The following is a 22,969-nucleotide window of genomic DNA, read 5'->3' on the forward strand; positions in this document are numbered from 1 at the left end:
CGGCCGCGCCGCTGACGAATGCGTGCCGTCGGCCCACCGACTCCTGTGCTGCCGGCGCATGCCAGCCGTCGGCCCACCGGTCGCCGTACCGGTGAGGGCCACCGGTCATCAGCCCACCAGCCGCAACCGCTCCCCGCACACCCCCACGCGCACCGTCTGCCCCCACGTCAGTTCCACCGCGTCGCTCTCCATGCCGTCCCCGAAGGCGATCAGCCGGTCCGACTCCACGGTGACCCGGAGGCGGGCGGAGCGGGCGAGTTCACCGGCGACCAGGGACGTCCCGGTGGCCGGCGACGGCCAGGCCTCGCGGACGAACCACAGCAGGCGTGGCTCCGTGGTGCCCGGGAGCGTGAGAGCGCTGCCGCGTTCCTGCCACACCGAGCGAAGCCAGCCGGTCGCGCCGGTGCCCGTGCCCACCAGCACCCCGGAGGAGGCCTGGGCCTCGACGGCACCCCTGTCGCCGTCGAGGCCCAGGCGGTAGCGGGCGGTCTGGTGACCGGCGGCTCCCAGATAGATCTCGTTGAGCGCGACGAGCCGCTGTGTGTCGTCGGCGACGGCCTCGACCATGGTGAGTTCGTCGATCCCGCCGTCCCGGGCCAGAGCGGCGGGCAGCAGGGCGCCCGCGTCCCGCGGCCGGTGCCGTACCAGCACGCCCGGGTTGCGCCCGGGATCCGTGTCGATCCCCACCACCGGCTGGCCCGCGAGGTACTTGGCGACGTTCGCCACCAGCCCGTCCTGCCCGACCACGACCACCACGTCCTCGGGCGCGAACAGGAACCGGTCCAGGTCGCGCCGCTCCACCCGGGCCTGCCGCCAGGTCAGCGGCACCGCGGCCGCCACCTCGGCCAGCGCCTGATGCGCCCGGCGGTGCCGCTCCGCCACCTCCTCCAGCGACCGCCCCCGGGACGCCAGGAAGAACGCGGCCTGCCCATGGGTGCCGTGCCGCGCCACCAACTCCTCGTACTCGGTGGCGCGATGGACCAGCACGGCGCGTGGGGCGAGACTCACGCCTGCTCTCCCGAGGACCCGCCCAGCCGGGACAGCAGTCCGGTGAGCACATCCGGCGAGACAGTGACGCTGTCGATGCGCGGCAGGTTCTCGGCCAGCCGGGTCCCGGTCAGCGCGTGCAGCGTCGCGACATCCACCTCCGCGTGCACCCGCAGCCAGGCCGCCTGCGCCTGGGCCCGCGCCTCGCCGACCTCGCGCGCACCCTCGGCCTCCGCACGGGCGAGCCGTACGGAGCGCGCCGCCTCCGCCTCGGCGAGCCGCTCGGTGCGCCGCGCCTCGGCGTCCGCCAGCCGTACCGTCCGCGCGGCCTCCGCCTCGGCGCGCACCGCGTCCGCCGCCGCCTGCTCCTCCGCCTCGCGCCGTGCGTTCGTACCCCGCTGCTCGACCAACTGCTCCTCGCGCCGGGCCAGTTCGATCCGGCTGGCCAGCTCGTTCTCGGCGATCGTGCGTTCCCGCTCGACGGCCACGGCCCGGCGCTCGTACGTCGCCCGGTCCGCGTCCTGCTGGATCCGCTCGCGCGCCGGAGTGCGCAGCGCCCGCTCCACCTCGGGCTCCGGCCGCAGCGCCACCACCCGGACCGCGACCACATCGATCCCCGTCGCGGGCAGCCGGGGCTCGGCGGCGAGCCCGGCCGCGACCCGCTCCCGTACCGCCGCGACGCCGTCGACGAGGGCGGCCGACAGCGGCGTACGGGCCAGGACGTCCAGGGCGTGCTGCTGGGCCGCCTCCGTCAGCAGCGTGGAGAGCTGTTCCAGCGGCGCGCCCCGCCACACTCCGGTGTCCGGATCGACGGAGAAGTCGAGCCGCTCGGCGGCGACGCCCGGGTCGCTGATCCGGTAGGTGACGGTGGCCTGCACCGCGATGTCCTGGAAGTCGGACGTGCGGGCGCGGAACGTCATCGCCAGTTCGCGGTCCTCCACCGGTATCTCGGAGAGCGCGGCGGTCAGCGAGCGGTACCAGAAGCTGAGCCCCGGCCCGTCGTGAACCAGCCGGCCCGCCCGGTGGTGACGGATGTGCGCGGTCGGTGCCCCGCGGAGATGACGCCAGCCGAAGCGTCTGGTGATGTCGGCCATGTGTGCGCAGCCCCCTTGTTCGCGACCAATTCTCGTCATGGAGACGATAATCAAGGAAGCTGTTTATCGTCAAGTAGACGACATCGAAGAGTCCGGCCCGGGCGAACCAAACCGCCCGGTTCTGAAGGAACGAAGGATGAACACGCGCCCGAATGGTCAGGATGGAGGCATGGGATTCCATGTCGACTCCGAGGCCGGGCGTCTGCGCCGCGTCATCCTCCACCGGCCGGATCTCGAGCTGAAACGGCTAACGCCCAGCAACAAGGACGCGCTCCTCTTCGACGACGTGCTGTGGGTGCGCCGGGCCCGCGCCGAGCACGACGGGTTCGCCGACGTGCTGCGCGACCGTGGGGTCGAGGTCCATCTCTTCGGTGATCTGCTCACCGAGGTCCTGGAGATCCCGGCGGCCCGGGCTCTCGTGCTGGACCGTGTCTTCGACGAGAAGGAGTACGGGCCGCTCGCCACCGACCATCTGCGCGCCGCCTTCGAGGCCATGCCCGCCGCCGAGCTGGGCGAGGCCCTCGTCGGAGGCATGACCAAGCGGGAGTTCCTGGAGGTGCACCCGGAGCCGATGTCCGTGCGGTTCCATGTGATGGATCTCGACGACTTCCTGCTGCGCCCGCTCCCCAACCACCTCTTCACGCGCGACACCTCCGCCTGGATCTACGACGGTGTCTCCATCAACGCGATGCGCTGGCCCGCCCGGCAGCGTGAGACCGTCCACTTCGAGGCGATCTACCGGCACCATCCGCTGTTCCGCGACGAGGCCTTCCATCTCTGGTCGGAGGGGCAGGCCGACTACCCCTCCACCATCGAGGGCGGTGACGTGCTGGTCATCGGCAACGGCGCCGTGCTCATCGGCATGAGCGAACGGACCACGCCCCAGGCCGTCGAGATGCTCGCGACCAAGCTGTTCGCCGCGGGGTCGGCGCGCTCCATCGTCGCGCTCGACCTGCCCAAGAAACGCGCCCTCATGCACCTCGACACCGTGATGAGCATGGTGGACGCGGACACCTTCACCCAGTACGCGGGACTCGGCATGCTCCGCTCGTACACCATCGAGCCCGGCGTCGGCGACAAGGAGCTGAAGGTCACCGACCATCCGCCGGAGCACATGCACCGGGCCATCGCCGCATCGCTGGGCCTGAGTGAGATCCGGGTGCTGACCCCGACGCAGGACGTGCACGCGGCCGAGCGGGAGCAGTGGGACGACGGCTGTAATGTCCTCGCGGTCGAACCGGGAGTGGTCATCGCCTATGAGCGGAACTCGACCACCAACACCCATCTGCGCAAGCAGGGGATCGAAGTGATCGAGATCCCGGGGAGCGAACTGGGCAGGGGCCGGGGTGGGCCCCGCTGCATGAGCTGCCCGGTGGAGAGGGACGGCGTCTGAGGGAGCCGGAGCGGCCGGGGCGGGTCGGGGGCCGTATATAAATGTGAGGCGTCGTATAGACTTCCATTCGTCCCCTTGTTCGTCCTGCCTCTCGCAACCCCTGGAGCGCCCCATGGCGACAGTCCCGACCGCCCTCGCCGGCCGCCACTTCCTCAAGGAGCTGGACTTCACCGCCGAGGAGTTCCGCTTCCTGGTGGAGCTGGCGGCCGAGCTCAAGGCGGCCAAGAAGGCGGGGACCGAGACGCGCCGTCTGAGCGGCAGGAACATCGCCCTGATCTTCGAGAAGACCTCGACCCGCACCCGGTGCGCCTTCGAGGTCGCCGCCGCCGACCAGGGCGCCCACACCACCTGTCTGGACCCGTCCGGCTCACAGATCGGGCACAAGGAGTCGGTCAAGGACACCGCTCGGGTGCTCGGGAGGATGTTCGACGCCATCGAGTACCGGGGGCACGGGCAGCGCGTGGTCGAGGAGCTGGCGGCCCACGCCGGGGTCCCCGTCTACAACGGCCTCACCGACGAGTGGCACCCCACCCAGATGCTCGCCGACGTGCTCACCATGACCGAGCACTGCGCCAAGCCGCTGACCGGCATCGCCTTCGCCTACCTCGGCGACGCCCGCTCCAACATGGGCAACTCCTACCTCGTCACCGGCGCCCTGCTCGGCATGGACGTCCGTGTCGTCGCCCCCCGGGCGCTGTGGCCGGACGAGAGGGTCGTCGCGGAGGCCCAGCGGCTCGCCGCCGCCTCCGGCGCCCGGATCACGCTCTCCGAGGACGTGAAGGACGGCGTGCGCGGCGCCGACTTCGTCGCCACCGACGTATGGGTGTCGATGGGCGAGCCCAGGGAGGTCTGGGACGAGCGCATAGCGCTGCTCGGCCCGTACGCCGTGACCATGGACGTGCTCCGCGCCACCGGCAACGGCGACGTGAAGTTCCTGCACTGCCTGCCGGCCTTCCACGACCTCGGCACCGAGGTGGGGCGCGAGATCCACAAGCGGCACGGACTGACCGAGCTGGAGGTCACCGACGAGGTGTTCGAGTCCGCGCACTCCGTCGTCTTCGACGAGGCCGAGAACCGGATGCACACGATCAAGGCCATCCTGGTCGCCACCCTCGCCTGACCGGCGTGCCCGCTGCCACAGCGGAACCCGGCACCCTTCCCGTACGATCCTCGGCGAGCCCGGAACCACCCCTTCCGCGGTTCGTCGCGCGACCTCCCCCCCACAGCGCCCGGCAGCCTCTCGGCCTCGCCCGGGCAGGGGACACCCCCCGGTCGCCCCGCACCACGGAAAAGAGCACCACCTTCATGCCCGGCAGCCCCGCCAACCCCTTCCGCATCAAGTCACCCGAGCTGCTCGTCGCCGAGGCCGGCGCCGATCTCGCGGGTCATGGCCTCAAGCGCCATATGGGCCTGTTCCAGCTCGTCTGCTTCGGCGTCGGAGCGATCGTCGGCACCGGTATCTTCGTCGGACTGTCCGACTCGGTCGCCCAGGCCGGGCCCGCGGTCGTGGTCTCCTTCCTGCTCGCGGCCCTCACCTGCGTCTTCACCGCCTTCGCGTTCGCCGAGCTGGGCGGCGCCATCCCGGTCTCCGGGTCCTCGTACTCCTTCGCGTACGCCGGCCTCGGCGAGGGCACGGCGTTCCTCGTCGGCTGGTGCCTGCTGCTGGAGTACGGCGTCTCCGTGTCCGCCGTCGCGGTCGGCTGGAGCCAGTACGTGAACGAGCTGCTGGCCAGCCTCACCGGATGGCAGCTGCCCGCGGCGCTGTCCGCCGGGCCGGGCGACGGCGGGGTGATCAACCTCCCCGCCGTGATCGTCATCGCCCTGGCCTCCGTCCTCCTGGTGCGCGGCGTGCGCGAGAGCGCCCGGGCCACCGCCGCCATGGCGGTCCTCAAGCTCGCGATCCTCGTCGTCTTCTGCGCCATCGGCTTCACCGCCTTCAAGCACGGCAACCTGACGCCGTTCACGCCCGCCGGGCTCGGCGGCATCGGCGCGGGCACCACGGCCGCGTTCTTCTCGTACATCGGCTTCGACGCGATCACCACCGCCGGCGAGGAGGCCAAGAACCCCCGCCGGAACATCCCCATCGCGATCCTCGTCTGCATCGGCCTGGTCACCGTGCTGTACTGCGCGGTCGCGTTCGCCGCGATCGGCGCCATCGGCGGCCCCGCGGTCGGCGGCCGGCCCGCCGCGCTGTCGTACGTCGTCAACCAGGTCACCGGCTCCACGGTCGGCGGCGGAGTCATCGCCTTCGGCGCGGTCGTCGCCATCGCCTCGGTCGTGCTCGCGGTGATGTACGGCCAGACCCGCATCCTGATGTCGATGTCCCGCGACGGCCTCGTCCCGCGCGTGTTCGAGCGGGTCTCCCCGAAGACCGCGACCCCGGTCAGCGGCACCCTGATCGTGGCGGTGGTCTTCGCCGTCCCGGCGGCCTTCTCCTCGCTGGACGCGGTGGTCAACCTGTGCACCATCGGCACCCTCGCCACCATGGCCGTGGTCAATGTCGCGGTGATCGCGCTGCGCCGCCGCGAACCCGGCCTCGCCCGCTCCTTCCGGGTCCCGCTGTACCCCGTGATGCCGCTGCTCGGTGTGGGCTTCTGCCTCTACCTCATGTACGAGACCGGCTGGACGACCTGGGTGCAGTTCGCGGCCTTCCTGGCCGCCGGCTGCCTGGTCTACGCGTTCTACGGCCGCCGTCACTCCCGGCTGGTGTCCGCCCCCGTCACCGAGGACGACGCTGTCGCGGAACCGCAGGCAGTCTGAACCACACCGCCTTGCCGGACGCGGTGGGGCGGTGACCGCAGGACGAGCTGAGACTGCGGATCAGCAGCAGCCCGCGACCGTGCTCCTGCCAGGGGTCGGCGGGCGGCAGGGCGGGCCGGGTCAGGTCGCCGGGCGGCACTGGGTCCGGGTCGTGCACCTCGACCGTGCAGCCGGTCGGCATCAGCTCGACGACCAGCTCGATCGGTCCCTCGCCCGCCGCGTGCTCGACGGCGTTCGCCACCAGTTCCGCGGTGAGCAGTTCCGCGGTGTCGCTGTCGGCCGGGTGCTCCAGCTCCGCCAGGGCCGTACGGACCAGGGCGCGGGCGACCGGCACCGCCGCGGCGGTGTGCGGCAGCGCGACGCGCCAGGAGGCGGGGGCGGGGGGTTCGTACACGGCGGGTCCGTTCATGGCGCAGGCGGTCCTGCTTTCGATACGAGGCAGCATGGTACGGCGCGCCCCGTACGGGGCGGTCGGCGGGCTTCGCCCGGAGCTCCTACGCCCCGGTACCCGGCTGCGTACCCCGGATGACGTCCCGCCGCGCCCACGGGCGGTCGTCGTTACCCGGTTGTCGACGAGGCGTGACGACCCGCGGGCGGCTGTCGCAGCGCGCCGTACGACCTATGTCTCCCCGTTCGGGGTATCGCGCACTCGTGACGACAGTCACGGATCAGTGATAACTTCATCACAGAGCAGCAGTGCGGACAGCCGCCCCCGACCGAGGAGGCCGCACGTCATGAGTCCCTTCACCGGCTCCGCCGCCCACACCTCCGAGTGGCGTCACCTCAGGTACACCCAGTCCGACGGGGTGGCCACGGTCACCCTGGCCCGCCCCGAGAAACTCAACGCGCTCACCTTCGGCGCCTACGCCGACCTGCGCGATCTGCTCGCCCAGCTGTCCCGGGAGAGGTCCGTGCGGGCCCTGGTGCTGGCCGGCGAGGGACGCGGCTTCTGCTCGGGCGGCGACGTCGACGAGATCATCGGCGCCACCCTCTCCCTGGACACCGCCCAGCTGCTCGACTTCAACCGCATGACCGGGCAGGTTGTCCGGGCCGTGCGGGAGTGCCCCTTCCCGGTGATCGCCGCCGTGCACGGGGTGGCCGCGGGCGCGGGCGCGGTGCTCGCGCTGGCCGCCGACTTCCGGGTGGCGGACCCCTCCGCCCGCTTCGCGTTCCTCTTCACCCGGGTCGGGCTGTCCGGCGGCGACATGGGCGCCGCCTATCTGCTCCCCAGGGTCGTCGGACTCGGCCACGCCACCCGGCTGCTCATGCTCGGCGAGCCGGTGCGGGCCCCCGAGGCCGAGCGGATCGGACTCATCAGCGAGCTGACTGATGAGGGACACGCCGACGAGGCCGCCCAGGCGCTGGCCCGCCGCCTCGCCGAGGGCCCGGCACTGGCGTACGCGCAGACGAAGGCGCTGCTCACCGCCGAGCTGGACATGCCGCTCGCCGCGTCCGTCGAACTGGACGCCTCGACCCAGGCCCTGCTGATGAACGGCGAGGACTACGCCGAGTTCCACGCGGCCTTCACCGAGAAGCGGCCCCCGAAATGGCAGGGGAGGTAGCCATGACAGCGGCCCCCCGGCCTCTGCGCGTCGCGGTCATCGGCGGCGGGCCCGGCGGGCTGTACTCCGCCGCCCTGCTCAAGCGTCTGGACCCGGCGCGGGAGGTCACCGTCTGGGAGCGCAACGCCCCCGACGACACCTTCGGCTTCGGTGTCGTCCTGTCCGACGAGACCCTCGGCGGCATCGAGCACGCCGACCCAGTGGTGCACGCGGCCATGAAGGACGAGTTCGTGCGCTGGGACGACATCGACATCGTGCACCGGGGGGTGTGCCAGACCTCCGGCGGCCACGGCTTCGCCGCACTGGGCCGGCGGCGGCTGCTCCAGATCCTGCACGAGCGCTGCCGCTCGCTCGGCATCGAGCTGCGCTTCAGCACCGAGGCCCCGCACCCGGCCCGGCTGATGAAGGCGTACGACCTGGTGATCGCGGCCGACGGGGTGCGCAGCACCGCCCGCGAGGCCTATGCGCAGGTGTTCCGGCCGACCGTCGAGGAGCACCGCTGCCGCTACATCTGGCTCGCCGCCGACTTCGCCTTCGACGCGTTCCGCTTCGAGATCGCCGAGACCGAACACGGCGTGATGCAACTGCACGGCTACCCGTACGCGGCCGACGCCTCGACCGTCATCGTCGAGATGCGGGAGGAGGTGTGGCGCGCCGCCGGGTTCGACGAGTCGGAGACCGCCGAGACGATCGAGCGCTGCGCCAAGATCTTCACGGACGCGCTCGGCGGCCGGCCCCTGCGCTCCAACAACTCCACCTGGACGACGTTCCGCACGGTCGTGAACGCCTGCTGGTCGCACGACAACCTGGTCCTCCTCGGCGACGCCGCGCACACCGCCCACTTCTCGATCGGCTCCGGCACCAAACTCGCGGTGGAGGACGCGCTGGCGCTGGCCGCGTGTCTGGAGGAGCACGCCTCGCTGCGGGACGCCCTCGTCGCCTACGAGGAGGAACGGCGCCCGGTCGTCGCCTCCACCCAGCGCGCGGCCCGGGCCAGCCTGGAGTGGTTCGAGGACCTGCGGCTCCATCTCGACCAGCCCGCCCGGCAGTTCGCGTTCAACCTGCTCACCCGCAGCCGCCGGGTCACCCACGACAATCTCCGTCTGCGTGACGCGCGCTTCACCGAGGCGGTGGAGGAGGAGTTCGGCTGCCCGCCCGGCACCCCGCCCATGTTCACCCCCTTCCGGCTGCGCGGTCTGACCCTGCGCAACCGGGTCGTCGTCTCGCCGATGGACATGTACTCGGCGGTGGACGGCGTCCCCGGCGACTTCCACCTCGTCCACCTGGGCGCCCGGGCGCTCGGCGGGGCCGGCCTGGTGATGACCGAGATGGTGTGCGTGAGCGCCGAGGGGCGCATCACCCCGGGCTGCGCCGGTCTCTACACCGGGCGGCAGGCCGAGGCCTGGCGGCGGATCACCGACTTCGTGCACGCCCAGGCACCGGGCACCGCGATCGGCGTGCAGCTCGGACACAGCGGCCGCAAGGGCTCGACCAAGCTGATGTGGGAGGGCATGGACGAACCGCTGGAGGAGGGCAACTGGCCTCTGGTGGCGGCCTCCCCGCTCCCGTACAAGCCCGGCAGCCAGACGCCCCGCGAGCTGACTCGCGCCCAACTGACGGACATCCGAGAACAGTTCGCGTCCGCCGCCTGCCGGGCCGCCCGCAGCGGATTCGATCTGCTCGAACTGCACTGCGCCCACGGCTATCTGCTGTCCGGCTTCCTCTCGCCCCTCACCAACCGGCGCACCGACGCCTACGGCGGCAGCCTCGCCGGGCGGCTGCGCTTCCCGCTGGAGGTCCTCGACGCCGTACGCGCGGTGTGGCCCGAGGAACGGCCCATGACCGTAAGGATCTCTGCGACCGACTGGGCCGAGGGCGGCACCACCGCCGAGGAGGCCGTCGAGATCGCCCGCGCCTTCGCCGCGCACGGCGCCGACGCGATCGATGTGTCGACCGGCCAGGTGGTGGCCGAGGAACAGCCGCAGTTCGGACGGTCGTACCAGACGCCGTACGCCGACCGGATCCGTCAGGAGACGGGCATCCCGGTGATCGCGGTCGGCGCGATCTCGTCCTGGGACGACGTCAACTCGCTGATCCTGGCCGGGCGCGCCGACCTGTGCGCCCTCGCCCGGCCGCATCTGTACGACCCGCACTGGACGCTGCACGCGGCGGCCGAACAGGGGTACAGCGGACCGGGCGCCGTATGGCCCGCGCCCTATCGCGCCGGCAGCCGCCGACCGCAGACGGGACGCACGGATGCGCCCAAGCCCCGTCTCGCACTGGGCAGTTGAGGACGCGGCCGCCCGGCGGATGAGGCGAGCGTCGCGTCCCGCGGCACCGCCGCGTCATGCCTCCGAGTGGGCTCCCGCGAAGACCGCTCCCGCGTCCCGCAGCCGCTCGTGCAGCGCGCGGAAGACCGCGGCGGAGCTGGTGCCCGGCCAGTCCCCGGGGAGCAGTTCGGTGGGCAACCCCGGGTCGACGTACGGCAGATGACGCCAGGAGTCCAGGGCGAGCAGATAGTCGTGGTAGGCGTCCTCCGGCGGGGTTTCCCCGCGTGCCTCCCAGTCGTGCAGCACCCGCGCGTGCCGGTCGAGGAACGCCTCGTGCTGCTTGGCGATCCCGGCCAGGTCCCACCAGCGTGCCACCGCCTGAGCGGTCGGCGCGAAACCGAGGTGCTCACCGCGGAAGAGGTCCACATACGGGTCCAGGCGCAGCCGCTCCAGGGTGTGCCTGGTCTCCTCGTACAGCCGGGCCGGCGCGATCCACACCCCCGGGGCCGCGGTGCCGAAGCCGAGTCCGGCGAGCCGGGAGCGCAGCAGATGCCGCTTCTGCCGCTCCGACTCCGGTACCGAGAACACCGCGAGCACCCAGCCCTCGTCCTCGGGTGGCGTCGTCGCGTACACGCGCCGGTCGCCGTCGTCGAGCAGTTGCAGGGCGTCCGGTGACAGCGCGTACCCCGCCGCGCCCGCCGCCGTGCGCGCGGGCACCAGCAGCCCGCGCCGCTTCAGCCGGGACACCGAGGAGCGCACGGAGGGCGCGTCCACCCCGACCGCGGCGAGCAGTCTGATCAGCTCGGCGACCGGCACCGGTCCGGCCGTGAAGCGGCCGTAGGCACCGTAGAACGTCACGATGAGGGAACGGGGAGCGTGCTGATCGGACACGATGATCACTCTAGAACGTCCGCGTCACTCATGATCACCAAGTGGCGGTACCGGGTGATTGTCCGTCCGCAGCCGGAAGCGCTGGAGCTTGCCCGTCGCCGTGCGGGGCAGCGCGTCCAGGAAGACGAACTCGCGTGGGCACTTGTACGGCGCCAGCTCGGACTTGAGGAAGGCGCGCAGCGCCTCCGGGTCGCGGCGTGCCCCCGGCCGAAGGACCGTGTACGCCACCACCACCTGCCCGCGCGTCTCGTCCGGCCGGCCGACGACCGCCGTCTCGACCACGTCCGGATGCCGCAGCAGCGCCTCCTCGACCTCGGGCCCGGCGATGTTGTACCCGGCCGAGATGATCATGTCGTCGGCGCGCGCCACATAACGGAAGTAGCCGTCGGGGTCGCGGACATAGGTGTCGCCCGTGATGTTCCAGCCGTCCCGCACGTACTCCCGCTGCCGGGGGTCGGCGAGATAGCGGCAGCCGACCGGGCCGCGCACGGCGAGCAGCCCGGGCTCGCCGTCGGGCAGGGGTGTGCCGTGCGCGTCCTGCACCCGGGCCTGCCACCCCGGCACGGGCACTCCGGTGGTCCCGGGGCGGATCCCGTCGTCCGCGGCGGATATGAAGATGTGCAGCAGTTCGGTCGCGCCGATGCCGTTGATGACGCGCAGCCCCGTGCGCTCGTGCCAGGCCCGCCAGGTGGCGGCGGGAAGGTTCTCCCCGGCCGACACGCACCGCCGCAGCGACGCGATGTCGTGCCTGTCGGCCTCGTCCTCGCTGTTCAGCTCGTCGAGCATCGCGCGGTACGCGGTCGGGGCGGTGAACAGCACGGAGACCCGGTGTTCCTCGATCGCGGGCAACAGTTGCCGGGGGCCCGCCTGTTCGAGCAGCAGGGCGCTCGCGCCGGCCCGCAGCGGGAAGACGACGAGCCCGCCGAGCCCGAAGGTGAAGCCGAGCGGGGGACTGCCCGCGAAGACGTCGTCGGGGCGGGGCCGGAGCACATGCCGGGAGAAGGTGTCCGCGATGGCGAGCAGATCGCGGTGGAAGTGGATACAGCCCTTCGGGCGGCCCGTGGTGCCCGAGGTGAAGGCGATCAGCGCCACGTCGTCGGCCGCCGTGTCCACCGGTGAGTACGGCTCCCCGGGCGCCGGCAGCCGCAGCAGATCGTCGGGGGAGTCACCGCCGTAGGGCGTGATGCGCAGCCCGGGGACCTCGGCCTTGACCAGGTCGTCGACGACGCGGGCGTCGCACAGGGCGTGCCCGACCCGCGCGATCTCGCACAGGGTGCGCAGTTCGTGCGCGCGCTGCTGGGCGAGCACGGTGACGGCGACCGCGCCCGCCTTCAGGACCGCGAGCCAGCAGGCGGCGAGCCAGGGGGTGGTGGGGCCGCGCAGCAGGACGCGGTTGCCGGGGGCGACGCCGAGGCTGCCGGTGAGCGTGTGCGCGATCCGGTCGACGCGGGCCCGGAGCTGACCGTACGTCCACACGGCCCCGTCCGCCGTACGGAACGCGGGGCGCTCGGCGGCGGTGTCCGCCAGCAGTTCGACGGCGGCGTTGAGCCGTTCGGGGTACTGGAGCTCGGGCAGGTCGAAAAGGAGTTCGGGCCACTGCTCGGGGGGCGGCAGCTGGTCCCGGGAGAAGGTGTCCAGGTGGGCGGTGGGGGCACCGACCCGGTTGATCGTGCCGGCGGCCGCGTGGGCCGTGCCGGTTGTCTTCGCGATACCGGAGCTGTCCGTGGTGCCGACGGCGTCCGGGGCGCTGTCGGGGTCCCTCGGGTCCGTGGCTTCCCTGGCTTCCCTGGCTTCCATGGCGTCTCGCCCCCTTGTCGTGGTGGGCTCGCGCATCGAGCGTATCGTCTTGGTGACGACAGTCAACGGTCCGCGATACGCTCGTGTGGGCAGCCCACTCGCCCCGGTGCGCCATCAGGGAGAGGGACCGGCAATGACCGCATTCTCGCTCGATCCGGCACAAACCGCCTGGTGTGCGGAACTGCGCACCCTGGCCGAGCAGCGGCTGCGCCCGCTCGCGGAGAAGGGTGAGCCGGGCCGAGTCAACCGGGACCTCGTCGCGGAACTCGGCCGACTCGGGCTGCTGGACCGGCTGTTCACCTCGGGTGCGCTGGAGCTGTGCCTGATGCGGGAGTCGCTGGCCCATGCCTGTACGGAGGCGGAGACGGCCCTCGCCCTTCAAGGGCTCGGCGCCCACCCCGTGCATGCCTACGGCACCCCGGACCAGCGCGCCCGCTGGCTCCCCGGTGTCCGCGCGGGGACGACGGTGGCGGCCTTCGCCCTGACCGAGCCGGACGCGGGCTCGGACGCCGCGGCGCTGGCCCTGCGCGCGGACCCGGACTCCACCGCGAACGGCGCGAACGGGAACGGCGACAGCGCCACGGAGGCCGACGGCAGCGGTTCCGTGCACGCCCAGCGCGACGGTGAGCGGGGCTGGCGGCTCACGGGCGAGAAGTGCTGGATCTCCAACGCCCCCGAGGCCGACTTCTACACCGTCTTCGCCCGCACCACCCCCGGCGCGGGCGCGCGCGGCGTGACCGCCTTCCTCGTCCCCGCCGACCGCCCCGGCCTGACCGGCTCCCCGCTGGAGATGCTCTCGCCGCACCCCATCGGCGCCCTGGTCTTCGACGCCGTGCCCGTGACCGCCGCCGACGTCCTCGGGGAGCCCGGCCGGGGCTTCCGGGTCGCCATGGGCACCCTCAATCTCTTCCGGCCCAGCGTCGGCGCCTTCGCGGTGGGCATGGCGCAGTCGGCCCTCGACGCGACCCTCGCGCACACGGCGCGGCGGGACGCGTTCGGCGGCAAGCTGAAGGACCTCCAGACCGTCGCGCACCAGGTCGCCGAGATGGCCCTGCGCACGGAGGCGGCCCGTCTCATGGTGTACGCGGCGGCGACGGCGTACGACGAAGGCGCCCCGGACGTCCCGAAGCGGGCCGCGATGGCGAAGCTGCTGGCCACCGAGACCGCGCAGTACGTCGTCGACGCGGCCGTCCAGTTGCACGGCGCCCGCGCCCTGCGCCGCGGCCACCTCCTGGAGCACCTGTACCGCGAGGTGCGCGCGCCCCGGATCTACGAGGGGGCGAGCGAGGTCCAACGCGGCATCGTCGCCAAGGAGTTGTACGCCACCATGGAGGCCCCGTGACCGTCGAGCACACCGACCCGTCCGAGCTGCCGGTCGGCAACCCGCCCGACCTCTCGCGTATCAACCCGCCCGAACTGTCCCCTCCGGCAGGCTTCTCCCACGCGGTGGTCGCCACCGGGTCCCGGGTGGTGTTCCTGGCCGGGCAGACCGCCCTGGACACGGACGGCAAGGTCGTCGGCGCCGACCTGCCCGAGCAGTTCGAGCGGGCGCTCACCAATCTGCTCGCCGCCCTGCGCGCCGCCGGTGGCACCCCCGACGACCTCGCCCGTGTCACCGTCTACGCCACCGACGTCGCCGACTACCGCGCCCGCGCCCCCGAACTCGGCCGTATCTGGCGGCGACTGGCGGGCCGCGCCTATCCCGCGATGGCCGTCGTGGGCGCCGTGCGCCTCTGGGACGAGGAGGCCCTGGTGGAACTCGACGGCTTCGCCGTGCTTCCGTGACCGGTGCCTCCGAGGGGCCGGGAAGGCGCGACGGGTCAAGGCCCACAACCCGTTCGAGCTGAACCTCTATTCCTGGACGGGCAGATCCGGGTGGAGGGCCAGAAAGATCAACTGCGCGATGGCCGCCGTTGCTCCCAGAAGGGACAACACCCCTCCCGTCACGGCCCGTGACCTGCTCGCCCGGCCGTCCTTCGACGCGCGGTACTCGATGTACGCCCGCACGACGCCGCCGGCCGCGACTACCGCGTCTACGTCCTGACCGACGGCATAGCCGACTCCGACCCGGAGACCCACCAGGTGCTGGTCGACAAGGTGTTCCCGAGCCGGGCCCACCTCATCGACACCACCGGACTCCGCGAGTTGCTGCAGTCCGCCTGACACACGGCGACCCAGGACGGCCGGCCGTCCTGACGGAGGAACTCGCGTGCGCCGCGGAGCCTGGTCCGCAGCCGCTCCTGTGTGGCGCGGCTGTCGAGGCGCACGTCGAGGGCCCCCGGCAGTGAGGTGTCGGCTCGTCGCCCGGCAGGATGCCGCGTGCTGTCAAGCGCTTCCCGCCGGGCGACGAGCACTCCGAGGTCGTGACGGCTCAGGGCGTCCGGCCGGCGAGATGGAACACGCCGGCCGCCTCGGACAGCGCGAGCTCCCAGAGGGCGGCGGCCAGGTCCTCGGCATGCACCGGGCAGCGGATGTCCTCGGTGAACAGGACGCCGTCGCGGGTGCCGTCCGCCAGGGCGTGCACCATGCGCTCGTGCACGGATCGGCCGTGTCCGGTGATCAGCGAGGTACGGGCAACGACGGCGCCCGGCACCAGGAGCCGGACCGCCGTCTCACCGGCGGCATGCGCCGCGCCGTACGGGGTGAGCGGGTCGGGCAGGCACCTCTCGTCGTAGCGGACGCGCGCGCCGGAGAACACCGCGTCGCTGGAGACATGAACCAGGCGGCAGCCCTGCTCGGCGGCGGCCGGCGCCACACGGATCGCGCCGTCGGCGGTGACCGCCCAGTCAGCCCCGCCGCTGGACGCGTTGACCACGACCGAGGGGGCCACGTCGGCCATCACCCCGGCGACTCGCGCGGGTCCCGGAGACCGAGCGGACACCAGCCGACACCCGAGGCCCCACCGGGCCGGGAGGCGAACGTGGCGACCGTCTCGTACCCCGCCGCGACGGCCTGGCGCACCGACTCGGTCCCCATAAAACCACTGCCACCGATGATCAGCACTGACATGGGCGGCCACGGTAGCCCAGGGAAGCCCGGCGGCGACCCGGGCTTCGCCATCACCTCCTCACGACCGAGGCCGAGTTGGCGAGACAGGGGGAGCCACGGAGAACACCGGGGTGTCAGCGCTGCTTGCGGAGTTCCCGATACCGACGCTCGACGTCGGTCAGGAACCGATCAGGCACCTCGCCGGCCGTTCGCAGACGCTTGCGCTCGTGAGCCGAGAGCATCTGCGCTGATGCATCCACGGCCACCGCGTAATCAGTCACCTTGTCCGACGCGCGCTCGCGCCGGAGATCGCCTCCGAACGTGGGCCGGCGGTTCGGCCGCTGAAAAGCACCGTGACCCATCCGACGCGCGAAGTGACGGCACCGGAGCAGTCTGCCGTCAAGTTCCGGTCCGCCGTCCGTCCCGTCTCGCAGAGGCGCTCAGGGCGGTGACGACGGCGGCACACGCAGCACGGAGCCCCATCGCTCGATGCGGTGAGCGATGGGGCTCGGGGTGTTCCGCCGTGCCGGGTCGGGCTCAGATGTTCCGGAACGTCTCGATCTGCGCGCCGACCGAGTTGAGTCGTTCGGCCAGGTCCTCGTAGCCGCGGTTGATGACGTACACGTTGCGCAGCACCGAGGTGCCCTCGGCCGCCATCATCGCCAGCAGGACCACCACGGCGGGCCGCAGGGCCGGCGGGCACATCATCTCGGCGGCGCGCCAGCGGGTCGGGCCCTCCACTAGGACGCGGTGCGGGTCGAGGAGTTGCAGCCGCCCGCCGAGCCGGTTGAGGTCGGTGAGGTAGATGGCCCGGTTGTCGTACACCCAGTCGTGGATCAGCGTCTTGCCCTGCGCGGCGGCCGCGATGGCCGCGAAGAACGGGACGTTGTCGATGTTCAGGCCGGGGAACGGCATCGGGTGGATCTTGTCGATCGGCGCCTCCAGCTTGGAGGGCCGTACGGTGAGGTCGACCAGCCGCGTGCGGCCGTTGTCCGCCACGTACTCGGGGCTGCGGTCGTGGTCGAGCCCCATCTCCTCCAGCACCGCCAGTTCGATCTCCAGGAACTCGATCGGCACGCGCCGCACGGTCAGCTCCGACTCGGTGACGACCGCGGCGGCCAGCAGGCTCATCGCCTCGACCGGGTCCTCGGATGGGGAGTAGTCGACGTCGACGTCGATGTTGGGCACACCGTGCACCGTGAGCGTGGTGGTGCCGATGCCCTCGACCGCGACGCCGAGCGCCTCCAGGAAGAAACACAGGTCCTGGACCATGTAGTTGGAGGAGGCGTTGCGGATGACCGTGACCCCGTCGTGGCGGGCGGCGGCCAGCAGCGCGTTCTCGGTCACGGTGTCGCCGCGCTCGGTCAGCACGATCGGGCGGCCGGGAGTGACGGTCGGGTCCACCACCGCGTGGTAATGCCCCTCGGTGGCGGTGACGTCCAGCCCGAACCGGCGCAGGGCGATCATGTGCGGCTCGACGGTGCGCGTACCGAGGTCGCAGCCGCCCGCGTACGGCAGCTTGAAGCGGTCCATACGGTGCAGCAGCGGCCCGAGGAACATGATGATGGACCGCGTGCGGCGAGCGGCCGCGGCGTCGATGGCCTCCAGGTCGAGGTCCGCGGGCGGCACGATCTCCAGATCGATCCCCTCGTTGATCCACCGGGTGCGGACGCCGATCGAGGCCAGCACCTCCAGGAGGCGGTACACCTCCTCGATGCGCGCGACCCGGCGCAACACGGTGCGCCCCTTGTTCAGCAGCGAGGCGCACAGCAGGGCCACGCAGGCGTTCTTGCTTGTCTTGACGTCGATGGCGCCCGAGAGCCGGCGGCCGCCGACCACCCGCAGATGCATGGGACCCGCATAGCCCAGGGACACGATCTCGCTGTCCAGGGCCTCGCCGATCCTGGCGATCATCTCAAGGCTGAGGTTCTGGTTGCCGCGCTCGATCCGGTTGACGGCGCTCTGACTGGTGCCGAGCGCCTCGGCGAGCTGCGCCTGAGTCCAGCCGCGGTGCTGCCGGGCGTCACGGATGAGCCTGCCGATACGTACGAGGTAGTCGTCTGACATGTGACTGAGGTTATCTCAGATATGAGATGGCGCCTCTTGGGGGGTCCATTCGGGTGATGCCTCGTCAACGGCGCCTGGTGGAACGGGTTCGACGCCAGCCGAAAGGTCCCGGCAAATCCATCGATATCGTACGACGTCCAGTACTGCTCTGTGTGTGGCGCGGCCCGTGGTGTCCTCCGGTGGTGAGGGACCAGGAGTGCCTGTTGATGTTCAGCCGCACCCCCGGAAGGATCCGGAAACTCTTGCGGAACGTGAGCGGCATGCAGATGCCTCCCTTTTTCGCTCGCCCGACTCGTGTCGGATGTCCCGGATCACTCGGATACCCCGGCTCGGCGGATTGATGACAGGCCGGGTGAGTGGAGGAGTGCGGGGAGGGCTTCGGGGGATCTTCCGGACCTCGGGGGGCCTTCCGGGGCCCCCGGGGTGGCTCCGGCATGACCGAGCCGCACCCATGTACTAGAGTTATCTCGACATCGAGATATCTGCCGAGGCGCACCACGGCCGACGCTCTAGTAAGGGTTACCTAACTTAGCCTTACCTCAGCGGATCGGTCCAGCTGTCGTGGCGGCAGCATTGCGGTGGTACGCGCACATCAATGAAGGAGACTGTCGTGTCGGCGAACAGCTTCGACGCCCGCAGCACGCTGCAGGTGGGCGACGAGTCGTACGAGATCTTCCGGCTGAACAAGGTGGAGGGCTCGGCCCGCCTTCCGTACAGCCTCAAGGTCCTGCTGGAGAACCTGCTCCGCACCGAGGACGGCGCCAACATCACCGCCGACCACATCCGCGCCCTCGGCAACTGGGACTCCCAGGCCCGGCCGTCGCAGGAGATCCAGTTCACGCCGGCCCGCGTGATCATGCAGGACTTCACGGGCGTTCCCTGCGTCGTGGACCTCGCCACCATGCGTGAGGCCGTGAAGGAACTGGGCGGCGACCCGGCGAAGATCAACCCGCTGGCCCCGGCCGAGCTGGTCATCGACCACTCCGTCATCGCCGACAAGTTCGGCACGAACGAAGCCTTCAAGCAGAACGTCGAGCTGGAGTACGGCCGCAACAAGGAGCGCTACCAGTTCCTGCGCTGGGGCCAGACCGCCTTCGACGAGTTCAAGGTCGTCCCGCCGGGCACCGGCATCGTCCACCAGGTGAACATCGAGCACCTGGCCCGCACGGTCATGGTGCGCAACGGCCAGGCCTACCCCGACACCCTCGTCGGCACCGACTCCCACACCACCATGGTCAACGGCCTCGGTGTGCTCGGCTGGGGCGTCGGCGGCATCGAGGCCGAGGCCGCCATGCTCGGCCAGCCGGTCTCCATGCTCATCCCACGCGTCGTCGGCTTCAAGCTCACCGGTGAGCTCCAGCCCGGCACCACCGCCACCGACCTCGTGCTCACCATCACCGAGATGCTCCGCAAGCACGGTGTGGTCGGCAAGTTCGTCGAGTTCTACGGCGAGGGCGTCGCCGCCACCTCCCTGGCCAACCGTGCCACGATCGGCAACATGTCGCCGGAGTTCGGCTCCACCGCCGCGATCTTCCCGATCGACGACGAGACCCTGAACTACCTGCGCCTGACCGGCCGCAGCGACCAGCAGGTCGCGCTCGTCGAGGCCTACGCCAAGGAGCAGGGCCTCTGGCTGGACCCGAAGGCCGAGCCGGACTTCTCCGAGAAGCTCGAGCTGGACCTGTCCACGGTCGTCCCGTCGATCGCCGGCCCGAAGCGCCCGCAGGACCGTATCGTCCTCGCGAACGCCGCCGAGCAGTTCAAGACGGACGTGCGCAACTACGTGGACGTCGTCGACGAGGCGGGCGTGGAGTCCTTCCCCGCCTCCGACGCCCCGGCCGTCGCCCCCAACGGTGCGCCGTCCAACCCGGTCCAGGTCACCGCCCCCGACGGCACGACCTACACGATCGACCACGGTGCGGTGACGGTCGCGGCCATCACCTCCTGCACCAACACCTCCAACCCGTACGTCATGGTCGCCGCCGCCCTGGTGGCCAAGAAGGCGGTCGAGAAGGGCCTGACCCGCAAGCCGTGGGTCAAGACCACCCTCGCCCCGGGATCGAAGGTCGTCACCGACTACTTCGACAAGGCGGGCCTGACCCCGTACCTGGACAAGGTCGGCTTCAACCTCGTCGGCTACGGCTGCACCACCTGCATCGGCAACTCCGGCCCGCTGCCGGAGGAGGTCTCCAAGGCCGTCAACGACCACGACCTCGCGGTCACCTCGGTCCTCTCCGGCAACCGGAACTTCGAGGGCCGGATCAACCCCGACGTCAAGATGAACTACCTGGCGTCCCCGCCGCTGGTCGTCGCGTACGCCCTCGCCGGCTCCATGAAGGTGGACATCACCAGGGACGCCCTGGGCACCGACCAGGACGGCAACCCGGTCCACCTGAAGGACATCTGGCCGACCGAGGCCGAGGTGAACGACGTCGTCGCCAACGCCATCGGCGAGGACATGTTCAACAAGTCCTACCAGGACGTCTTCGCGGGCGACGCCCAGTGGCAGTCCCTGCCGATCCCGACCGGCAACACCTTCGAGTGGGACGCCGAATCGACGTACGTCCGCAAGCCCCCGTACTTCGAGGGCATGCAGATGGAGCCGTCCCCGGTCACCGACATCGCCGGTGCCCGCGTCCTCGCCAAGCTGGGCGACTCGGTCACCACCGACCACATCTCCCCGGCCGGTGCGATCAAGGCCGACACCCCGGCCGGCAAGTACCTCACCGAGCACGGTGTGGAGCGTCGTGACTTCAACAGCTACGGCTCGCGCCGTGGCAACCACGAGGTCATGATCCGCGGTACGTTCGCCAACATCCGCCTGCGCAACCAGATCGCGCCGGGCACCGAGGGCGGCTACACCCGCGACTTCACCCAGGCCGACGCGCCGGTGTCGTTCATCTACGACGCCTCGCGCAACTACATCGAGCAGGGCATCCCGCTGGTCGTCCTGGCCGGCAAGGAGTACGGCTCCGGCTCGTCCCGCGACTGGGCCGCCAAGGGCACCGCGCTGCTCGGCGTCAAGGCCGTCATCGCCGAGTCCTACGAGCGCATCCACCGCTCGAACCTCATCGGCATGGGCGTCCTGCCGCTCCAGTTCCCGGAGGGCCAGAGCGCCGAGGCACTCGGACTGACCGGTGAGGAGACCTTCTCCATCGCCGGCGTCACCGAGCTGAACAACGGCACCACGCCGCGCACGGTCAAGGTCACCACCGACTCGGGCGTCGAGTTCGACGCGGTCGTCCGCATCGACACCCCCGGTGAGGCCGACTACTACCGCAACGGCGGCATCATGCAGTACGTGCTGCGCAACCTGATCCGCAAGTAAGCGCTCAGGCACGGCAGTCGAGGGCCGCACCCCCGCCCGGCGGGGGTGCGGCCCTTGCCGTGTTCCCGGCCGGGGCCGGAGCGGCTGCATGCGGTGCCGGGTCCGCCTGTGGTCACCGAGGCCGGTAAGCGGTGACCAGGACGGAGACGGTGACCGGGCCGGGCAGGAGGCGACGTTCATCGGCCGGGTCGGCGCGGTGCAGGTGGTGCGCGCTCGGCGTCATCGCTATCAGGTCGAGGGCCTCGGGCCCGGTCAGGCACGTGGCGTACTCGACCCTCCGGCTTCCGACGGCCTCGAAGTAGGGGTCCAGGGCCCGGTGCAGGCGCCGTTCCTTGGCCGGGTCGACCGTGAGCATCGCGGGCACCTGACCGCGCAACTCCGCCAGGTGCCTCCCCGTGGGGCGCGCCACGACCAGTCGGCCGGTCGGGCGCAGCACACGGTGGAACTGGGAAGGGTTGCGCGGGGCGAACACGTTCAGCAGGACATCGGCCGCCCCGTCGGCCAGCGGGAAGGGGCGGAAGACGTCCCAGGTCACCGCGGCGGCTCGGTCATGCGCCCGGGTCGCTGAACGTAGCGCGCGCACCGAGGTGTCCAGGCCCAGACCCCGGGCGCCGGGCAGCCGGCCCAGTACGCCGGCGAGGTAGTAGCCGGTGCCACACCCGACATCCACGACCGTGCACCGGTCGGGTACGGCGTCGGCCGCCAGGCGGGCCACGGCCTGGCGGATGGGCCGGTACCTGCCGGTGGACAGGAACCGGTCCCGCGCTCGGACCATGGCCGCGTCGTCCCCGCTGACGGCACGGGTGCCCGTCAGGAGGCCGACGTAGCCGTGGCGGGCGATGTCGTAGGTGTGGCCCACCGGGCAGCGCAGCGAGGCGCGGTGGAGGTGGAGACGGACCCCGCACGCCGGACAGCGCAGCAGGTCGAGAAACGGTTCGAGGGCGAGGGAGGGCGACACGCGCACAAGGCACTCCTGGCAGCAGTGAAGGGAAGGGCCGTGCCTGTACATGCTCTGAAGGCCGCCTCATGAAGGAGCGGGCCCGGAGTCCGGCCACCTCGATACGGGCAGCGCCGGACACTGTGTTCAGGCAGCAGGCACACCAAGGAGGGCGACGCCGTCCGACATCGCCCTCAATGCCTTCCGATCACAGGAAGCAGTAGTGCGGGGTGCTCAGGAATGCCACGCCGAGAGTCTACGAGCTTCGGCGGAAACCCCGGCCGTCGCCGAAGTCGGGCAACGCCTCCTAGATCCACCCCGCGGCCTGAGCGATTGCGAACGGCGCCGGGACCAGGGTCGCCATGCCGAGCCACACATGCACCGGCCGGCCCTCCTGCCAGGGCATGAGGATGTCCACCACCAGCACCATGCCGAGGACGAACCCGCCGCCCAGGAGCGCGCCCAGTGTCATGCCGAGTGTGTTGTCCGGCGACTTGCCGGCGCAGCCGAACCCGTCGGCGCAGTGGATCACCGCATATCGCGCGAGCAGCCACCGTACGCACAAACCGGGCAGTATCGCGACCAGTCCGATCAGCAGATTCGCCACGGCGGGCGCCCACCAGGAACCGGCGGTGCCCCTCTCGTGGCCACCGTCCGCACCGGAACCGTGCACAGCCCGCCCTCTCCCAGGTCATTGCGTTCGTACAGGTAGATGACCACGAGAGCACTGGGGTTGCCCCGTTCGTGTCCTGGTGCGGCCAACACCGCCCCCACGGGTGACGTGTCGGGTGCCGAGGGTGCCATGGCGGCGTGGATGCCATGGGCGCCGCAGATGTCGGCGGCGCGGGGAACGGGAGACAACTCAGGGCGGACCGGGTGGGCGGTGAGCGTGCCA

At 71.4% G+C, this 22,969-nt stretch carries 18 protein-coding genes and 1 pseudogene; 8 read left to right on the plus strand and 11 right to left on the minus strand.

What is annotated here, in order from left to right:
* Positions 1-108: 108 nt before the first annotated feature.
* Together ACFYX0_RS06905 and ACFYX0_RS06910 are read right to left on the minus strand one after the other, a co-directional pair.
* Entirely contained in the window at positions 109-1,008 is a 900-nt protein-coding gene (locus tag ACFYX0_RS06905; protein WP_388967224.1) for a hypothetical protein, read from the minus strand.
* Positions 1,005-2,081 carry an SPFH domain-containing protein gene (locus ACFYX0_RS06910; protein ID WP_388967227.1) on the minus strand — a complete coding sequence of 359 codons (1,077 nt, stop codon included), beginning with the start codon at positions 2,079-2,081 and terminating at the stop codon, positions 1,005-1,007. Before ACFYX0_RS06910 ends, ACFYX0_RS06905 begins: the two co-directional genes overlap by 4 nt.
* Before the next feature lie 169 nt (positions 2,082-2,250).
* Here ACFYX0_RS06910 and ACFYX0_RS06915 point away from each other — a divergent pair, with 169 nt between their 5' ends.
* From ACFYX0_RS06915 to ACFYX0_RS06925, 3 genes are all read left to right on the plus strand, one after another.
* On the plus strand, positions 2,251-3,474 hold the full coding sequence (locus ACFYX0_RS06915; RefSeq protein WP_388967230.1) for an arginine deiminase: 1,224 nt from the start codon (positions 2,251-2,253) through the stop codon (positions 3,472-3,474).
* 112 nt (positions 3,475-3,586) lie between these two features.
* Positions 3,587-4,594: an ornithine carbamoyltransferase gene (gene argF, locus ACFYX0_RS06920; RefSeq protein ID WP_388967233.1), complete on the plus strand. Its 1,008-nt coding sequence runs from the start codon at positions 3,587-3,589 to the stop codon at positions 4,592-4,594.
* A gap of 185 nt (positions 4,595-4,779) precedes the next feature.
* Complete coding sequence (locus tag ACFYX0_RS06925; protein ID WP_388967236.1) at positions 4,780-6,234, plus strand: amino acid permease; 1,455 nt, start codon at positions 4,780-4,782, stop codon at positions 6,232-6,234.
* Here the strand turns inward: ACFYX0_RS06925 and ACFYX0_RS06930 are convergent.
* Positions 6,194-6,643: an ATP-binding protein gene (locus ACFYX0_RS06930; RefSeq protein ID WP_311692099.1), complete on the minus strand. Its 450-nt coding sequence runs from the start codon at positions 6,641-6,643 to the stop codon at positions 6,194-6,196. The genes ACFYX0_RS06925 and ACFYX0_RS06930 overlap by 41 nt on opposite strands.
* Positions 6,644-6,968: 325 nt before the next feature.
* On the opposite strand from ACFYX0_RS06930, the gene ACFYX0_RS06935 reads away from it, so the two are divergent.
* Positions 6,969-7,796 (plus strand): enoyl-CoA hydratase family protein, encoded by an 828-nt coding sequence (locus ACFYX0_RS06935; RefSeq protein WP_311692101.1) that lies wholly within the window; start codon positions 6,969-6,971, stop codon positions 7,794-7,796.
* Positions 7,797-7,798: 2 nt separating this feature from the next.
* On the plus strand, positions 7,799-10,087 hold the full coding sequence (locus ACFYX0_RS06940) for a bifunctional salicylyl-CoA 5-hydroxylase/oxidoreductase (RefSeq protein ID WP_388967239.1): 2,289 nt from the start codon (positions 7,799-7,801) through the stop codon (positions 10,085-10,087).
* A 54-nt stretch (positions 10,088-10,141) separates the two neighbouring features.
* On the opposite strand, the gene ACFYX0_RS06945 is transcribed toward ACFYX0_RS06940, so the two are convergent.
* Positions 10,142-10,966, minus strand: a complete 825-nt coding sequence (locus tag ACFYX0_RS06945; protein WP_388967242.1) for a PaaX family transcriptional regulator C-terminal domain-containing protein — start codon at positions 10,964-10,966, stop codon at positions 10,142-10,144.
* A 15-nt stretch (positions 10,967-10,981) separates the two neighbouring features.
* Positions 10,982-12,754: an AMP-binding protein gene (locus tag ACFYX0_RS06950; RefSeq protein ID WP_388967244.1), complete on the minus strand. Its 1,773-nt coding sequence runs from the start codon at positions 12,752-12,754 to the stop codon at positions 10,982-10,984.
* Between the two features lie 133 nt (positions 12,755-12,887).
* On the opposite strand from ACFYX0_RS06950, the gene ACFYX0_RS06955 reads away from it, so the two are divergent.
* Positions 12,888-14,096, plus strand: a complete 1,209-nt coding sequence (locus tag ACFYX0_RS06955) for an acyl-CoA dehydrogenase family protein (RefSeq protein WP_388967247.1) — start codon at positions 12,888-12,890, stop codon at positions 14,094-14,096.
* A complete protein-coding gene (locus tag ACFYX0_RS06960) occupies positions 14,093-14,539 on the plus strand; it encodes a RidA family protein (RefSeq protein WP_355906186.1) in 447 nt (148 codons plus the stop codon). Before ACFYX0_RS06955 ends, ACFYX0_RS06960 begins: the two co-directional genes overlap by 4 nt.
* A gap of 66 nt (positions 14,540-14,605) precedes the next feature.
* Here ACFYX0_RS06960 and ACFYX0_RS06965 read toward each other — a convergent pair whose 3' ends face one another.
* The 4 genes and pseudogenes from ACFYX0_RS06965 to ACFYX0_RS06980 form a co-directional block, all read right to left on the minus strand.
* Entirely contained in the window at positions 14,606-14,920 is a 315-nt protein-coding gene (locus tag ACFYX0_RS06965; RefSeq protein ID WP_388967250.1) for a hypothetical protein, read from the minus strand.
* 32 nt (positions 14,921-14,952) lie between these two features.
* A pseudogene (locus ACFYX0_RS06970) lies at positions 14,953-15,763 on the minus strand (SDR family oxidoreductase); the annotation flags it as partial.
* Positions 15,764-16,279: 516 nt separating this feature from the next.
* Positions 16,280-17,809 carry a UDP-N-acetylglucosamine 1-carboxyvinyltransferase gene (locus tag ACFYX0_RS06975; RefSeq protein ID WP_355906183.1) on the minus strand — a complete coding sequence of 510 codons (1,530 nt, stop codon included), beginning with the start codon at positions 17,807-17,809 and terminating at the stop codon, positions 16,280-16,282.
* 64 nt (positions 17,810-17,873) lie between these two features.
* Complete coding sequence (locus ACFYX0_RS06980) at positions 17,874-18,071, minus strand: DUF4236 domain-containing protein (protein ID WP_388967253.1); 198 nt, start codon at positions 18,069-18,071, stop codon at positions 17,874-17,876.
* Between the two features lie 348 nt (positions 18,072-18,419).
* Here ACFYX0_RS06980 and acnA point away from each other — a divergent pair, with 348 nt between their 5' ends.
* Positions 18,420-21,137, plus strand: a complete 2,718-nt coding sequence (acnA, locus tag ACFYX0_RS06985) for an aconitate hydratase AcnA (protein WP_388967256.1) — start codon at positions 18,420-18,422, stop codon at positions 21,135-21,137.
* 112 nt (positions 21,138-21,249) lie between these two features.
* Here acnA and ACFYX0_RS06990 read toward each other — a convergent pair whose 3' ends face one another.
* Together ACFYX0_RS06990 and ACFYX0_RS06995 are read right to left on the minus strand one after the other, a co-directional pair.
* On the minus strand, positions 21,250-22,146 hold the full coding sequence (locus ACFYX0_RS06990) for a putative RNA methyltransferase (protein WP_388967259.1): 897 nt from the start codon (positions 22,144-22,146) through the stop codon (positions 21,250-21,252).
* Positions 22,147-22,381: 235 nt separating this feature from the next.
* Positions 22,382-22,747, minus strand: a complete 366-nt coding sequence (locus ACFYX0_RS06995) for a hypothetical protein (RefSeq protein WP_388967261.1) — start codon at positions 22,745-22,747, stop codon at positions 22,382-22,384.
* Positions 22,748-22,969: the final 222 nt, after the last annotated feature.

This window comes from Streptomyces sp. NPDC002573 (assembly GCF_042889625.1).
Lineage (GTDB): Bacteria > Actinomycetota > Actinomycetes > Streptomycetales > Streptomycetaceae > Streptomyces > Streptomyces gibsoniae.